15 protein-coding genes are annotated in these 14,981 nt (G+C 57.3%); 7 read left to right on the top strand and 8 right to left on the bottom strand.

Annotated features, from left to right (window positions below; translation table 11 throughout):
- Complete coding sequence (locus WCO56_11680) at positions 1-729, bottom strand: sigma factor (GenBank protein MEI7730226.1); 729 nt, start codon at positions 727-729, stop codon at positions 1-3.
- A 477-nt stretch (positions 730-1,206) separates the two neighbouring features.
- On the opposite strand from WCO56_11680, the gene WCO56_11675 reads away from it, so the two are divergent.
- Positions 1,207-4,149 (top strand): immunoglobulin domain-containing protein, encoded by a 2,943-nt coding sequence (locus WCO56_11675; protein ID MEI7730225.1) that lies wholly within the window; start codon positions 1,207-1,209, stop codon positions 4,147-4,149.
- Positions 4,150-4,225: 76 nt separating this feature from the next.
- On the opposite strand, the gene WCO56_11670 is transcribed toward WCO56_11675, so the two are convergent.
- The gene (locus tag WCO56_11670) at positions 4,226-5,557 is read right to left on the bottom strand and encodes an SGNH/GDSL hydrolase family protein (GenBank protein ID MEI7730224.1); all 1,332 of its coding nucleotides are present in this window, start codon (positions 5,555-5,557) and stop codon (positions 4,226-4,228) included.
- A 236-nt stretch (positions 5,558-5,793) separates the two neighbouring features.
- On the opposite strand from WCO56_11670, the gene coaD reads away from it, so the two are divergent.
- The 5 genes from coaD to WCO56_11645 are packed head-to-tail and all read left to right on the top strand — an operon-like array spanning position 5,794 to position 9,054.
- Positions 5,794-6,291 (top strand): pantetheine-phosphate adenylyltransferase, encoded by a 498-nt coding sequence (gene coaD / locus WCO56_11665; GenBank protein MEI7730223.1) that lies wholly within the window; start codon positions 5,794-5,796, stop codon positions 6,289-6,291.
- A 2-nt stretch (positions 6,292-6,293) separates the two neighbouring features.
- Entirely contained in the window at positions 6,294-6,776 is a 483-nt protein-coding gene (locus WCO56_11660; protein MEI7730222.1) for a DUF177 domain-containing protein, read from the top strand.
- Between the two features lie 26 nt (positions 6,777-6,802).
- Positions 6,803-6,991: a 50S ribosomal protein L32 gene (rpmF, locus tag WCO56_11655; protein ID MEI7730221.1), complete on the top strand. Its 189-nt coding sequence runs from the start codon at positions 6,803-6,805 to the stop codon at positions 6,989-6,991.
- Positions 6,992-7,039: 48 nt separating this feature from the next.
- Positions 7,040-8,017: a phosphate acyltransferase PlsX gene (plsX, locus tag WCO56_11650; protein ID MEI7730220.1), complete on the top strand. Its 978-nt coding sequence runs from the start codon at positions 7,040-7,042 to the stop codon at positions 8,015-8,017.
- A complete protein-coding gene (locus WCO56_11645) occupies positions 8,017-9,054 on the top strand; it encodes a beta-ketoacyl-ACP synthase III (protein MEI7730219.1) in 1,038 nt (345 codons plus the stop codon). Before plsX ends, WCO56_11645 begins: the two co-directional genes overlap by 1 nt.
- A gap of 55 nt (positions 9,055-9,109) precedes the next feature.
- On the opposite strand, the gene WCO56_11640 is transcribed toward WCO56_11645, so the two are convergent.
- Both WCO56_11640 and WCO56_11635 read right to left on the bottom strand, forming a co-directional pair.
- Positions 9,110-9,955 carry a metallophosphoesterase gene (locus tag WCO56_11640; protein ID MEI7730218.1) on the bottom strand — a complete coding sequence of 282 codons (846 nt, stop codon included), beginning with the start codon at positions 9,953-9,955 and terminating at the stop codon, positions 9,110-9,112.
- Positions 9,956-10,001: 46 nt separating this feature from the next.
- Positions 10,002-11,483, bottom strand: coding sequence for an NADH:flavin oxidoreductase (locus tag WCO56_11635; GenBank protein MEI7730217.1), 1,482 nt, complete (start codon positions 11,481-11,483; stop codon positions 10,002-10,004).
- 54 nt (positions 11,484-11,537) lie between these two features.
- On the opposite strand from WCO56_11635, the gene WCO56_11630 reads away from it, so the two are divergent.
- The gene (locus tag WCO56_11630; GenBank protein MEI7730216.1) at positions 11,538-11,873 is read left to right on the top strand and encodes a hypothetical protein; all 336 of its coding nucleotides are present in this window, start codon (positions 11,538-11,540) and stop codon (positions 11,871-11,873) included.
- On the opposite strand, the gene WCO56_11625 is transcribed toward WCO56_11630, so the two are convergent.
- The 4 genes from WCO56_11625 to WCO56_11610 form a co-directional block, all read right to left on the bottom strand.
- A complete protein-coding gene (locus WCO56_11625; GenBank protein ID MEI7730215.1) occupies positions 11,822-12,040 on the bottom strand; it encodes a DUF433 domain-containing protein in 219 nt (72 codons plus the stop codon). The two genes, WCO56_11630 and WCO56_11625, sit on opposite strands and share 52 nt — an antisense overlap.
- An 82-nt stretch (positions 12,041-12,122) precedes the next feature.
- A complete protein-coding gene (locus tag WCO56_11620; GenBank protein ID MEI7730214.1) occupies positions 12,123-12,551 on the bottom strand; it encodes a response regulator transcription factor in 429 nt (142 codons plus the stop codon).
- Between the two features lie 113 nt (positions 12,552-12,664).
- On the bottom strand, positions 12,665-13,321 hold the full coding sequence (locus tag WCO56_11615; GenBank protein ID MEI7730213.1) for a response regulator transcription factor: 657 nt from the start codon (positions 13,319-13,321) through the stop codon (positions 12,665-12,667).
- A complete protein-coding gene (locus tag WCO56_11610) occupies positions 13,318-14,928 on the bottom strand; it encodes a PAS domain S-box protein (GenBank protein MEI7730212.1) in 1,611 nt (536 codons plus the stop codon). The genes WCO56_11615 and WCO56_11610 overlap by 4 nt, the downstream gene beginning before the upstream one ends.
- Positions 14,929-14,981 lie beyond the last annotated feature (53 nt).

Here is a 14,981-nt window from a genome sequence, read left to right as displayed (position 1 = left end):
TCAAGATGCGAGCACCTGGCGCAAATAGTTGAGTTCCTCGAGAATATCGGTTTCACCGGTCACCGTGTGGGCGATTTCCTCGCGCAGGATTCTCCGGTAGCGCTGGCGTAGCCGATGCACCGCCACCCGCACCGCCTCATGGCTCAGGTTCAACCGCGCGGCCAATTCTGTATAGGGCACCGCGCTGCGCTCGCCCAAAATGGCAAATTGAATTTCGGTGAACAGCGCGCCCCGGCCAGCGGTTTCATATTCCCGGGCAAGTCGTTGGACGGTCGTTTCCAACAGGATCATGGCCCATTGCCGTTCGAACACGCGCTCCGGGGTCCATTGCTCCGCCAGCTCAGTCTGGTAACGGTGCTCCGCCGTCTCCGCCTCCAGGGAGAGGGTTTTCTTCGCCTCACGCTTTTGGGCGGAAACCCGGTCCCATTCGTCGGCCATATAATGATTCATGGATGCCAGCAGGAAGGCGCGGAATCGGCCCTTTTCCTGGCTGAGCCCGGCGAGAAAATCCTGCTGTAGCAAGTGAGCAAAGAATCCCTGGGTCAAATCCTCCGCGTCATGCACGGAATGGCCGCGCCGTCGGGCATAGGCGTAGAGGGGATACCAATAAACCTGGCACAGCTCGGCAAGCGCCTTGCGGGCGCGCGTCGTATCCGTGCGTGCCGCCGTGAGCACCACCGTCCAGCGGGTGGTGGCAAAATAATCCCGGCGTTTTTCAAGGTCGGTCATGGCATCGTTTCGTCAAAGATGCCATGCGCCTCCAAGCTTGTCATGCGTTGAATGGCGTCCGGCATCCACCACGATTCAACGGAGACCCGGTGAAAATGTTACTCGGGAAAAGCAATTTTAACCACGGATTTCACGAATCGCACGGATAGGATAAAACGCCTATTCCGCAAGCGGCGGTGTTTTCCATGGAAATAGCGAGGTTGTCACACCATTGAGCCTGGCGCTCCCGCTCACGGGATTGGTTAGCAATGCTCGCGACGCGCAACTCCACTTGGGAGTGAGCCGTCATACGGCTGGTCCTGACGCCCCGGTTCACTGGTCTCCAGACCGGTACTTGGACCTGTGCGGACAACTTTGCTACGCAAACGATAGGACGGTTTGTCCGGAAAGCAAATGGAGTGATATTTAGGCCCTGAAGGCGCTTGACAGAAACTAAGAAAGAATTACCATCGCTATTATTAAATCAGGGTAAAAACAATGAATACTAATTGCGCCAGCCAGTTGATTGCGATGGGCCAGTTTAGCGCGCCTCGTTTTTTTCTTCTCCTGGCATGTGTCTATATTTTTTCAGGAAGCAACCGGGCTATTGCAAACAGCCCCATCACAGCTTGGGGTTACAACTATTATGGCCAAACGAATGTGCCCGCCGGATTAACGAACGTCGTGACGATCGCGGCCGGAGACTCCCATAACTTGGTCTTACTGGCTAATGGCACATTGGTGGCGTGGGGAAATAATGCCAATGGGAGAACCAACGTTCCGGCCGGATTGTCTAATGTAATAGCCATTGCCGCTGGCAGTGCTCATAACTTGGCCTTGAAGGCCGATGGCACGGTGACTGCTTGGGGATTAAACACCTCTGGCCAGACCAATGTTCCGGCGGGATTGACTAATGTGGTGGCCGTTGCGGGGGGCATAAGCCACAGTCTGGCGCTGAAAAACGACGGCACCATCGTTGCATGGGGCACCAATAATTACGGCCAGATGAATGTGCCGCTGGGATTGTCAGGCGTGGTCGCCTTGGCGGCCGGCCCAGCCAATCACTGTCTGGCGCTGAAGGGCGATGGCACCATCGTGGCGTGGGGGTTCAACAATTACAGCCAAGCCACGGTCCCTGCGGGTTTGAGCAATGTGGTCGCAATATCCGTAGGGAATAGTAATAGCTTGGCGTTGAAAACTGACGGATCCGTAGTTGCCTGGGGCTACAATAATTATGGCCAAGGTAGCGTGCCTGGGGGCATTTCTAACGTGGTGGCCATTGCGGCGGGTAACAACCATAATGTAGTCCTGAAAACCGATGGCTCAGTGGTAGCGTGGGGTTACAATGCCTACAAACAGTCCGCTGTGCCTGTGGGTGTCAGCAACGTGGTGGCGGTGGTTGGCGGCGGCAATCACACCCTGGCGCTGGCGGGAAATGGTCCCCCCTTCATTGCCGCTTTCAGCGGCTCGATGTCCAACCTGACATTGGCCAGCACTATGACGGCCTTCCTCTGCGCTCAAGCTACCGGTGCTTTACCGCTCAGTTACCAGTGGAACTTCAATGGCACAAATATTCCCGGAGCGACCAATGCAGTATTGGTATTAACCGATCTTCATCTGGAGCAATCCGGCTCGTACTCAATTACCGTCAGCAATGCCTTTGGAACGACGAACAGTGCCACCACCCTGCTTCGAGTAAGTCCTGTTGGATTTACCGCCCAGCCAAATCCCCAAGCTGTGCTGGTTGGAAACGGAGCCACTTTTAGCGTCACCCCACAGGGACGCGCTCCATTCAGTTACCAGTGGCTGTTCAATGGCACGAATTTGTCGGGCGCTACGAATGCTGTGCTGACGCTAACTAATGTACAAAAGTCCCAGACCGGAACGTACTCGGTTATGGTGAGCACCGCTGAAGGCATGGTCATTAGTTCGAATGTCACCTTGACCGTTCTGGTTTACACCTTCACCACAATGGCCGGATTGAACGGTCCGGTCGGAACCAATGATGGTTTCCGCAGTGCAGCCAGGTTTGGGACTCCGCATGGGATGGCCTTGGATGGCAACGGCAACGTTTACGTATCCGATCTTAATCATACGATCCGGAAGATCACTCCAGACGGATGGGTCACCACCATTGCCGGTGCGCCGGGAAGTAGCGGAACCAATGACGGGCCAGTAGCCACCGCCCGGTTCAACAGTCCGTGGGACTTGATGGTGGATAGCGGTGGCACTGTGTATGTGGCTGACACCCTCAATAACACGATTCGGAAGATTACGACGGATGGAATGGTGAGTACCTATGCCGGTGTGCCAGCCAAGAGTGGGTCCAGTGATGGGGCAATTGGCATGGCGCTCTTCTACGGTCCAGATTCCATCGTGTTGGATCGTGCTACGAATATGTATGTCGCCGACTTTTACAATAGCACAATTCGGAAAATTACACCTGGTGGAATCGTGAGCACCCTGGCCGGTTCACCCGGAGCTACTGGTACGATTGATGGGCTTGGCGGTGCCGCGCGATTTACCAGGCCTGCGGGCATAGGAATTGATAAAGCGGGGAATATATTCGTGGCGGATGAATATAGTTCTCGGATGCGAAAAGTTACACCCACTGGAATGGTTAGTACTTTCGCAGGAAATACTTCCACGGGGACAAATGATGGACAGGGTGCTGCCGCGAGGTTCAACTTTCCGCACAGTGCCGCAGTGGATTCGGCTGGTAACGTGTACGTGGGAGACGCTTTAAACTACACGGTTCGAGTTGTTACTCCTGACGCCATAGTAACGACAGTGGCCGGGTTGGCTGGAACTTCTGGCAGTGCAGATGGAACGGGTTGCAACGCCCGGTTCAAAACGATTGGCAGAATTGTGGTAGATACCATGGGCAATCTCTATTTGACCGACGAAGGCAATCGTAGTATCCGCAAAGGTGTCCCCTTCGCCGTCAATCCATGGCCGCAGAGTCAGGGTGTGCCATCCGGGCAAAATGTCACCCTGAATGTGGGTGCTTCTGGCGATGGCCCATTTGCCTTCCAGTGGACCTTCAACGACGTGCCGCTGCCAGGACAAACGAATGCCAACCTCGATCTCGGGCCAGTGACACGGACCAATGCCGGCGTTTATTCCGTGCTGGTGACCAATGCTTTGGGAAACTGGTGCTGTGTTAATGCCACCGTCCGTGCATTGCTTCCGCCCGTGTTGCAGCCGCCAAAATTCAGTGCCAGCCAACCCCTCCACTTGGTGTTTCAGGATACCGATGGCGGTGTACCCTCCGACTTGAGTTTGATTCAGTTACTATGGCGTACCAATCTGCCAAGTGGTGTGGACACCAATTGGCAATCATTTAGTTCGGGGTTTTACCTCACCAATGGCAGCGTCATGTTCGACGACACCAACACCGCCAGCCAACCGCCCCGGTTCTACCGCCTGCTATACCGATGATACTCCTATTCCGCAATCGGCGGTGTTGCCCATGGAAATAGCGAGGTTGTCACACCATTGAGACTGGCGCTCCCGCTCACGGCACCGGCGCAATTTTGATTTCGTGCTTTACCGGCACAAAAGCCGCACGAATTGCCTCGACCAATGGGGCGCGCTCCGCCTCGGTGCGGGCGACCGCCGCATCCACGTCGGCCTTGCCCTTGGCGTTGTGGATAACCTGTTTGATTTGTTTGGTTTCATAGGCCTGCTTGGCCGCCACCGCCTCGTCCACTTTTTTGAATGCGCCGGAAAAGGGGTTTTCCTCAAAATCCTCGGCCAGGTTCACCCCTTTGGCGAGACGGGTCGTTTCATAGGTCATGGTTTTGGCGCCCCATGTCACGCGATATTGCGCGGCCGTGCCGCCGGTGAGGATCAGCATAAAACGGTTTAACTGGGCATTGAAGGGGATCAGCGTCATGCCGGAGCGCAGTGAAGCATCCAGGTTGGTCTCGCCGGTGGCGCAGAAGGGATAACGCACACTGGTGAGGCGGACCACCTGGTTGGCAAAGGCGTCCACCGTGTGACCGGCAACGGCGGTCGCTTTCCCGGCGGACATGTCCACGCTGACCGTCCCCAGGTCCCCATCCAAACCCATGGCCCGCAGAAAGGCGTATGCCATGACCAGTTGCCCGGCCCAGCCGGGATGCACGCCATCCTTGCCGGCCAAGGAATATGGTCGGCCATCCGATTCACCGTACCGTTTACGCCCCTCAACTTCGGCTTTGAACATCGGCCAGAAGATATCCGCAAACCGCACTTCTTCCCGTTGGGCAATCCCGATGCCGATATCACGCAATGCGCCCAGGTTTAAATTCAGCTCGTCGAGCGTGCCGCTCTTGGTCTTCACCCACGACGCCAGCTTGCTGGAAATACCCGGGGACCCGAGCACCACCCGCGCGCCCGCCGCCTTGAAGGCGCGCACCAGCGCAGTGTAATTATCCCGGTACCATTCGCCATTGAGATCATCATACGGACGGTACTTGGCGTCATTCATGCCGTAACAAAACGTGGCCACCGTGGGCTGGAACCGCAGGCAATCCTGGTCCATCCGCTTCAAAAAACCGGCGGCGGTCTCTCCGCTCCAGCCGTACTGGCGCGCGGTCACCTTGAGATCCGGCACGCAGACCGTCAGGTACGTCTCAATCAGGCGCGAGTACAGCTTCTGCTCGGTGATGGAATCACCGACGATGGCCAGGCGATCACCCGTTTTAAGCAGCAACGGCCCGGGCTCGGGCGCCCGCCGCAGATTGAACTTCTCGAAATACGGATCAGCCGGTTTGGGTTCGTACCCGGTTTGGGCACCGAGCGAAAGAAGGCCCCAGCCAAGCCCCATCAGGGTCATGGACAGCAGGAACGTTGGTCTATTCAAATGGCCTTGCCTCGGGTACGATTTCATTGTGGTGATGGTATTTTCCCACTCACCAGCGTCAAGCCGTAAAAATCCAGCGACACCTTGGATTTTATGATCGCCTTGCTGGTATTTGAACCCGCATGGTTACGCAAAAATCGGGCCGGACCATTTTCATCTTGGTTTCCCGTTCCGGCTACTGATGGCAGAAAAAAATTGGCCTTGCACTTTTCGGCCATTGCACCAACCCTTAAGGTATGCGCACGGCGATATATCCCGGCAGTTTTGATCCGTTGACCAATGGACATCTCGATTTGATCCATCGGGCGGCGCGTTTGTTTGATCGCCTGATTGTGGCGGTGGCGGAGAACGAGGCCAAACATCCCCTGTTCACCTTGCCGGAACGGCTGAAATTATTACGGCACTCGACCATGAACCTCCCGAACGTGGAGGTGGATACCATCACCGGTTTGCTGGTGCATTATGTGGAGCAGCGGAAAGGTCAGGCGGTGATCCGCGGCTTGCGGGCGGTATCTGATTTTGAGTATGAGTTTCAGATGGCCTTGATGAACCGGAAATTGAATTCGCAGGTGGAGACCATTTTCATGATGCCCAAAGAAGCCTATACTTTTTTAAGCAGCCGACTGGTCAAAGAAGTGGCCGTTTTGGGCGGAGATATCACCCCCTTTGTTCCGCTGCACGTCAAGACCGCTTTGTTCAAAAAACTCGGGCGAAACACAAAAAAGCAGAGGTAACTATGAGTGTCACCATCAATTTAAGGCATCTGGAAAAACAAAATTTACAGTTGGAAGGGGAAGTGTCGCCCGCCGAATTAGGGCTCGAAGCGATGGATGAGTGCATTCGGGTTACGCAATCGTTAAAGTACGATTTGGAAGTCCAAAAACTCGAAGAAAGCCTGCTTTTGCAGGGTTCTTTGGTGCTTTTATTGGACTGCGAATGTGTCCGTTGCCTCAAACCATTGGTCTTCCGATTGGAGTTGGACCCATGGAGTTGCTTGATCCCTTTGTCGGGCGAGGAAGCTGTGAAAATAATCTCTGACGAGGTGGACTTGACTCCGTTCATTCGAGAAGATATTATTCTCGGCTTTCCGCAACATCCGTTGTGTGAAGCTGAGTGCGGCGGGCTTAAAAGTCTGGCTGACAAGACGCAGGCCAGTGGAACGGGTGGGTTTGACCAGGGGTCATCCCCATGGAATGCGTTGAATAAGTTGAAACTGTAATCGAACAAACAACACGAGATTGAGTTATGGGTGTACCAAAGCGTAAACCGTCCCGGAGCCGTCAACGTATGCGCCGGGCATACAACAGTGTATTGGCCTTGCCGCAATTAAACACTTGCCCGCAATGCGGGGAGCCCTATATCCCGCACCGGGTTTGCCCGGCGTGCGGCTTTTATAAAGGGCGCCAGGTGTTGACCATCAAGGCTAAGAAATAAGCTGAGCGTCAATGGCGGCGGCGGAAGCGCTGCCGCGATCTATCCAATATGCGCATCGCAGTGGATGTCATGGGCGGTGACCACGGTGCCGCCGTGGTGGTGGATGGGGCGTTGCAAGCGCTGGAATCCATTCCCGGATTGACCGAGCTATTGCTGGTTGGCAATGAGGCTGAAATCAAAGCCGTCCTTGATCACAAGCCGGTGGATGGCCGGGTGAAGGTGGTTCACGCCTCCGAGGTGTTGACCATGGCGGATTCGCCGGTCGCCGGGCTGCGTTCCAAGCGGGATAGCTCCATTGCCAAAGCCGTTGGGCTGCTCAAGCATGGGCAGGCGGATGCCTTGGTGTCGCCGGGTAACACCGGCAGCGTCGTCGCCGCCGCCACCATGAATCTGCGGCTCGTGCATGGCGTTGAACGTCCTGCCATCGCCGCCATCATGCCGTCGGCCCAAGGCCGCTTTGTTTTAATTGATGCCGGGGCGAATGTGGATTGCCGGCCGCAGCACTTGTTGCATTTTGCCGTCATGGGCAATATGTACGCGCAAGTGGCGCTGGCCTGCCCGCAACCACGCGTCGGCCTGTTAAGTGTTGGCACCGAGGATACGAAGGGCAACAAGGCCACCCGCGAGGCGTTCAAGCTCTGCCAGAAATCCGGGCTTAACTTTATCGGCAACGTGGAAAGCCGTGATGTATTTGCTGGCCGGGTGGACGTCCTGGTGTGTGATGGCTTTGTTGGCAACGTATTCTTGAAAACCAGCGAAAGCATGGCCAAAATGGTGCTGGTCTCCTTCAAGGATGAGGCGCCAAACACCTTCGCCAAATGGCGGGCGCGGACGAACCCGGACAATGTGGGTGGCGCGCCACTGTTGGGCGTCAACGGGCTGGTGATGATTGCGCACGGCGCCTCTCGTGAAACCGCCATCATGAACGCCATCCGGGGCGCGGCGGAAACCGTCCGGCATAACTTACTGGATCTGATTAAAACCGGGGTGGAACGTGTCAACCATCTCCCGGTGCATCACGCCTGATGAATCCAACTCCCGAAAATACCTTTACCAATCCACGTGCGCGCCATAATTACCAAGGGCGCTCCTGTTCCATCACCTCCGTCGGCTCGTATGTGCCCGAACGCGTTTTGACCAACGCCGAACTCGAGAAAATGGTGGATACCACGGACGAATGGATTATCTCGCGCACCGGCATTCGTGAACGGCATATTGCCGCGGCGAATGAAGCCACTTCCGACATGGCCGCCAAGGCGGCGCTGATGGCGATGGAGCGGGGCAACATCAAACCGGAGGATATTGACCTCATCATTGTGGCCACGATCACGCCGGACATGCTGTTTCCCAACACGGCCTGCCTGGTGCAACAAAAAATCGGTGCCACGCGCGCGGCGGCATTTGATATTGAAGCCGCCTGCTCGGGCTTTATTTTCGGGTTGGAAATCGGCCAACAATTTATCATGACGCGCACGTATGAAACCGTGCTCGTCATCGGGGCGGAAAAAATCTCCTCGATTACCGACTGGCAGGACCGCAACACCTGCGTGTTGTTTGGCGATGGGGCCGGCGCAGCCATTCTGCAAAACCGTCCGGACAGCCATGGCCTGCTGACCACTTGCATGGGGGCGGATGGCGCCAAGGGCGGTGTGCTTTGCATGCCCGGCGGCGGCAGTATGCAGCCAGCGACGGTGGATTCGGTGAACGCTCGACTCCATTATTTGAAAATGGACGGCAAGGAGACGTTCAAAAATGCGGTTACCGCCATGGTGAACGCGGGGAAAGAAGCCTTGCGCCGGTGCGAATTGGATATTACCAAGATCAAGTGTGTCATTCCCCATCAGGCCAATCGCCGGATTGTGGATGCCGTCTGCGATCGTCTCAATGTGACGCCCGAGCAAGTCTTCATCAACCTCGACAAATACGGCAACACTTCCGCTGCGTCGGTGGCCATCGCGCTGGATGAGGCCGTTTCCCAAGGGCGCATTCAGCGTGGCGATTTGGTGTTGCTGGTCGTGTTCGGAGCCGGATTTACCTGGGGCGCCGCCGTCATCGAGTGGTAAGTCCAAATCGCATTCAGACCACCAAGCTGAGCCATCGCGGACGCGCTTGCTTGGATTATTCCTCCAGTTTTTTGAATTCGTAGGTGATGTTGCCGGTGGCGGGCACCGTGAGCAAGGTCCAAGCATCCGGCTGCAGCAGGCTGGGTAACCCAAACGCAACCGAGGTGGTGGTAATCATCGCCATGCCATCCAGCGAGTTGGTCACGGTGCGATGCAGATGCCCGCTTAACACCGCTTTTACGCCGCCTTGCTTGAGCAGCTTGAGCAAGCGCTGGCGCGGCTCCGGTTCCACATTCCAATACTCGCCGCCCGGTTCGTCCGGTTGTTCGACATAGAGCGGGTAATGGGTGAGCAGCAGGGTCGGTTTATCGCCGGGCTTGGCCAGCGCTTTTTCCAGTAATCCCCACAGTGCTTGCTCTTCCGGCAGACCGCTGCCCAGCAGAGCGGAATTGATGCCAATTACGCGCACCCCGCTTTCCTCGCGACAAAAAGAGGACGGTCCCATAATCGCCTCGTAGCGCTGCACCGACGCCGAGGTCACCCCTTTTCTTTTCCCGGTGGGAATGATTTTTGCGCCCACGTCATGATTGCCGGGTATCCACAGGGTCGGGGCCTTTAACTCTGCGAATTTCTGTTTTACCTCCCGGTACTCTTCGGTCTTGCCATTCTCCGTAAGGTCGCCCGTGATGACTACCAGTTTCACCTCTGCCTGGTTGACGGCGGCAATCACCTTATCGAGGTTCGCGCGGAAGGCGCGTTGGTTTTTATTGGTCAACGGCGCCCAATGCGTGTCCGAAAACAGCGCCACCCGCACCTCGGCGGCGAACGTAACGAGGGCAGATAGTAGCAGGGCGATGACCCAGTGTGCGACCGACAATCGGGCGGAACCAGTTATTCTCATGCGCGTAGTGAAACCGAGTTTGCAGCGTTTGGCCATCTGAAAACGTTTAAACTCCCGCCGCCCGTTTCAGTTCCTTGAGTTTTTGGAACTCCGGTTTGGCGGTGTAAAACTTGTCCAAGGGATAGCAGCCGCTGATCAGTCCGTTGCGGGGTGCGGTGGTGCAGTCGCTGAACGTGCGGCAGATGAACCGCGGCGTCAGCGTGCCTTTTTCCAGGGCGTCCGCCAGCATGGCCGGGTAGCTGAGCACGGCGCGGCCAATGCCAGCCATATCCGTCCAACCCGCGCGCACCACCGCCTGGCATACATGCGGCGTGTATTCCTGCAAATAACTGTACGCGCTGCCCACGATGAGCAAACCGGGCGGCGCTTTGGCCTTGAGTTGCCGCACCACCTGAAGTTGGCGCACTACGTCCACCAACGGATCATACGGCGGCTGGTAGCCGTCTGAGGGCGGGTACGCGGCGGGCCGTTGGATATGCGGATTGTAATACGGGGAGCCCGCGCTCAGGTTCAGAATCTTGATGCCCAGTTTTCCGCACAGCGCCATGAATTGGAACGGCTCGGTGAGATCGTACTCCACCGGGTTGCTGGGGTTGACGCCGAATGCGTAGCCGTACGGCAGGCAATGCGCGTAATCTTCCGGGATGCCCGGCCCGAGTTTGCCGGGCTGGCTCAGCGCGGGATCGGGCCGGAACGGCACAAAGTCAAAGGCGCTCAGGCGCACCCCCAGGTCAATGGGGTTGGCGCTCGCGCGGATGCCGGCGACGATTTCGCGCAGAATGCGCGTGCGGTTTTCAAAGGAGCCGCCATAGGGTCCGGGCCGCGTGTGCGCCCCCAGAAATTCATGCAGCAAGTAGCCGTGGCAATGCTTGATGTCCACGAAATCCGCGCCTGCCTGCGCCGCCACGCGCGCGGCGACCACGTAACTTTCAATGAGCCGTTTGATTTCATCATCAGTGAACACCTGGGCGTCGCTGGTGACTTTGAAGCGCCGGTCGAGAATGGGATGCCGGAAGGCGACGCGCGGTTCCCAGGTTTTCATATCAGTCGGACGGCAGAAGCGTCCCGAATGCGTGAGTTGAAAACCGATTACCAAATCATCCGTCCGGCCAAACCGTTCTTGGTGCGCGCACAACAAGGTTTCCCGAAGCTGCTTCAAGCTGGCGAGATTCTCCGGGCGGATCATCACCTGGTTGGGATTCGCCCGTCCTTCCGGCCGCACAGCCATGGCTTCGCCGCCAAAAACCAGTTTGGCCCCGCTCTCGCCAAAGCGCTGCCAGCGCCGCAATGTGTTTTCCGAGGCATCGCCGTTGGTTAGACCGTCCCAGCCTTCCATCGGGGAGATGCACACGCGGTTGCCGATGGTCTTGCCGTTAATTTGCACGCTGGTGACCGGCTGCGATAGCGGGGAGGTCGCGCCCGCCAGGATAGTATCGTCGCATGGCAGCTCCAATCCCAGTGAGGCCACATGAGCGCGGAAGTCGGTCGTTGTCTTGAGTGACGGTATCTTGACCAATTTAAATGCCATAGAATATGGGGATATAATATTGCCTCACGGGATTTCGAGCCTGCGAAATTCTCCTTGCTGCATGGCGACAACCATCATTTGAATCAGAACGGCAGCCGCGCGAATACGACGGAGGTCGTTGGTGGAAAGTTCCAGGATAGTGATGCGCCGTCCGGCCAGATTCTGTTGGTAACGGATATTCTGATCGCTGGTGATGAAAAGATCGAACTCGGGTTCAGCCAACCTGACGAGATCGCCATTTTTGAAGCCACTCCAGCCACGCTGTTGGGCGGGACAGCACTCGTGATCAGCGAGCAGCTTATGCATCGGCCACGGCACACATTCATCCAGCAAAATCCTCATGCCGGCGTCGGGGCAAGCAAGGCCGATTCGGAGCATTCCAATACCTGACAGGCCGTTTCCCGTGTCACCGACGGGAAACACTCCAGAAATTGTTCCAGCGTATAGTTTCCCTCAAGGTAATCGTAGAGCGTTCTCACTGGAACGCGTGTCCCTTTAAACACCGGCGTGCCGCCAAGGACATCCGCATCAACCGAAATTAGCTCATCCGCTTTCATAGGAGAAAGATACCGCATTCCAGTCTTCAGGCAAAGTCAAAAATGGGGAGACCAACCAGGCAAAATAGCTGGTGCATAAAGGTTAAATGCCTCCATTTACCTTCTCTTTTCCGGGAAACAGTTGTTCGATCGCGATGGTCAGTTCCTCGCCCAGACATTGTTTCGGGATGAAACGCTTGGCCCCCGCCGCGAGGGAAGCAGCCTTAAGTTCGCAGGAATCGTGAAGGGTGGTGATGATGACCTGCACGCTCGGAAACTTGGTGCGAATCCGCCGGGTGGCATGCAGGCCGTTGAGCCGGGGCATTTGCATATCCATCAACACCAAGTCCGGCCGTGTGCTGGCGACCAAAGTCACGGCCTGAACCCCGTCCTCGGCAATGCCGACCACCTCGATTTGCGGCAGGCACTCCAGGAATTGCCGGATGGCTTTCTGGAAGGCCGCTGAGTCATCCGCAATGAGCGTACGAATCCGTCCGGGCGCACTGGCATGGTTGTTGGTTTGGGCTTTCATTGCCGGTTCACTACTGAACCAAGTCAATAATCGCGCACCTGTGAGGAGAAAGAAACAGTAGCCATTACCTAGGGTAAACACCCTAGATGGTAATACCAAAGAAACAAGGGACGCTACGCTTGCACGATCTGGTTGCGCACGGCGTAGCGCACCAGCTCGCTGACCGAATGCAGGTCGAGCTTGCGCATCACGTTCGCCCGGTGTGCGTCCGCCGTCTTCACGCTGAGGCCAAGCTGGAGCGCGATCTCCTTGTTCGTCCGGCCCTCGGCAATGAGCTGAACGATCTCCCGCTCGCGCGGCGTGAGCCGGTCGGCAGCGCCACCGTTTTTTGCGAGAGACTGGCCGGGATTCAAGCATGCGTTGACGACATGGACGGAGAGGGTGCCGGTGAAGAATGGCTGGTGCTGGGCCAGCGTGTCCACGGCGGCAGCAAGCTGTCCCTTCGCATGGGTTTTCAGCAGGAACCCGCGCGCACCCGCCGCCAATACCGCGCGCGCGAGCGTCTCGGAGTCGTGCATGGTCAGGATGAGCACCTCGGTGTCGGGCAGCGTCTTGCGGATCTGGCGCGTGGCTTCCAGGCCGTTCAACTCCGGCATGCTGAAGTCCATCACCACCACGTGGGGCTTTAGTTTAAGCGTTAGGGCGACGGCGGCGCGGCCGGTGGCGGCTTCCCCACAGACTTCAAAATGCGCGCGCGCGGCGAGGAGTGTCCTCAGCCCCTCGCGCACGACGTCGTGATCGTCGGCAATCAATATTCGGATGGTGTTCATGTGGGTTCCTCCCGTTGCGGAATGATGGCACGCACGGTGGTGCCTTGCGCGCCGGACTCGATTTCCAGTCGGCCACCGAGCAGCCGCAGCCGCTCCCGCATCCCCGCGATGCCAACCCCCGCCGCGCCGCGCCCCGCTTCAAGCGCACGGATTATTTCCGGGAATATGCCGCGGCCCTGGTCGCTCACTTCCAGCATCGCCCGCTCCGCGTCGCAGGTGAGGCGGATCCGCGCGGTTGTGGCGCCAGCGTGGCGGTGGATGTTGCCAAGACTTTCCTGCACGACGCGGAACAACGTAATCTCGACTTCGTCGGACAACCGTTCGAGGTCGGGAGGTGGATTAAAAGTGACCTGCACACCGCTCCGCTTGGAATAGCCCTCGACGTAGTTGCTGATGGCGGCGGCCAGCCCCAGCTCATCCAGCAACGGCGGATGCAACAGGTAGGAGAGCGTGCGGATTTCCTGCGCGCATTGTTCAATCATCGCCAGGCCTTCGGTGAACATTTTCTCCCGCTTGCCATCCGGGTCGGTCGTGGCCTCCTGGAGCAGTCCGAGGGTCATGTTCAACGCGGCGAGTTTCTGGCCGGTGGAATCATGCAGTTCGCGGGCAATGCGGCGGCGCTCCTCCTCTTCCACCCGGCTCAACTGCAACGACAGTTTGCGCAACGATTCCTCGTTGCGTTTGCGCGCGGTGATATCCCGGATGGTTGCCTGGACGACCGTTTTTTCGTCTAGCGTCATGCGGGTCAGCAGCACATTGGTGGGGAACTCCGTGCCATCAATTCGCCGGTGGGTCCACTCGAAGAAGTGGGCTCCTTCGCGCACGGCCGTTTCAATCATCTCCCTGGCTTTCCCGGTGGATGCGCTCCCGTCCGGCTGACATTTCGGAGACAGTTCCCATGGCGCGTGGGCAATAAACTCTGCTTCGCTCTTCGCTCCAAACAGCTTGACGACCGCCGGATTTCCAGAGGTGAACCTCCAGGAAGGGGGTTCCAGCGTCATAATGGCATCCCGGGAGTTTTCAAAGAGGCCGCGGTATTTTTCTTCAGACTCCCGCAGCGCGTCTTCCACCCGTTTGCGCGCGGTAATGTCCTGGACCGTTCCGAATCCGCTTACCACCACGCCTTGTGCGTCGCGTTCCAATTCCGCCTGTTCATGCACCCACTTTACTGTTCCGTTGGCAATAATCCGGTGGGTGAGGTCATACGGCGCGCCTTGCAGCGTCGCCTGCCAGGCGCGATTCACAGTTTCCCGGTCCTCTGGATGCACCCGCTCCAGAAACGCTTGGTGCGTCATGACCGTTCCTTGAGGAATACCAAAGATTCGGTAGGTGGCATCCGACCAATGGATTTCCTTGTTCTTAAGATGTGAGCGCCAACTGCCGATATGGGCCACGGCCTGCGCGCGATTCAAGTCCGTTTGGTGCTGTTGGATTTGGATGAGCACCTGGTTAAAGGTGTCGCTCAGGAGGCGGATCTCGTCGTTCTCACCAGGAGCGGGCTTGGGGGCGCGGAGCGAGTAATCATTGCGTGCGGAGACAAGTTTGGCGGTATCAGCCAGAGCCAGGATGGGATTCACCAGAGCCTGGGAGAGAAAGAAGCCGAGCATTAATTTGACTTCGTAACTTTAACTACTCTGGTTGTGGCGTCGTTTTGCGCACC

The sequence above is a fragment of the Verrucomicrobiota bacterium genome, from assembly GCA_037139415.1.
Taxonomy (GTDB): Bacteria; Verrucomicrobiota; Verrucomicrobiia; order Limisphaerales; family Fontisphaeraceae; genus JBAXGN01.
The sequence above is the reverse complement of the archived record's forward strand: the minus strand, read 5'-3'. Positions and strand labels throughout refer to the sequence as shown.

Excerpts from the sequence above, each read along its gene's own strand:
- plsX (MEI7730220.1), top strand. The coding sequence starts at position 7,040 with ATGCGCATCGCAGTGGATGTCATGGGCGGTGACCACGGTGCCGCCGTG.
- WCO56_11625 (MEI7730215.1), bottom strand. The coding sequence starts at position 12,040 with ATGAAAGCGGATGAGCTAATTTCGGTTGATGCGGATGTCCTTGGCGGC.
- WCO56_11635 (MEI7730217.1), bottom strand. The coding sequence starts at position 11,483 with ATGGCATTTAAATTGGTCAAGATACCGTCACTCAAGACAACGACCGAC.
- coaD (MEI7730223.1), top strand. The coding sequence starts at position 5,794 with ATGCGCACGGCGATATATCCCGGCAGTTTTGATCCGTTGACCAATGGA.
- WCO56_11640 (MEI7730218.1), bottom strand. The coding sequence starts at position 9,955 with ATGAGAATAACTGGTTCCGCCCGATTGTCGGTCGCACACTGGGTCATC.
- WCO56_11645 (MEI7730219.1), top strand. The coding sequence starts at position 8,017 with ATGAATCCAACTCCCGAAAATACCTTTACCAATCCACGTGCGCGCCAT.
- WCO56_11610 (MEI7730212.1), bottom strand. The coding sequence starts at position 14,928 with ATGCTCGGCTTCTTTCTCTCCCAGGCTCTGGTGAATCCCATCCTGGCT.
- WCO56_11680 (MEI7730226.1), bottom strand. The coding sequence starts at position 729 with ATGACCGACCTTGAAAAACGCCGGGATTATTTTGCCACCACCCGCTGG.
- WCO56_11615 (MEI7730213.1), bottom strand. The coding sequence starts at position 13,321 with ATGAACACCATCCGAATATTGATTGCCGACGATCACGACGTCGTGCGC.
- WCO56_11620 (MEI7730214.1), bottom strand. The coding sequence starts at position 12,551 with ATGAAAGCCCAAACCAACAACCATGCCAGTGCGCCCGGACGGATTCGT.
- WCO56_11660 (MEI7730222.1), top strand. The coding sequence starts at position 6,294 with ATGAGTGTCACCATCAATTTAAGGCATCTGGAAAAACAAAATTTACAG.
- WCO56_11675 (MEI7730225.1), top strand. The coding sequence starts at position 1,207 with ATGAATACTAATTGCGCCAGCCAGTTGATTGCGATGGGCCAGTTTAGC.
- rpmF (MEI7730221.1), top strand. The coding sequence starts at position 6,803 with ATGGGTGTACCAAAGCGTAAACCGTCCCGGAGCCGTCAACGTATGCGC.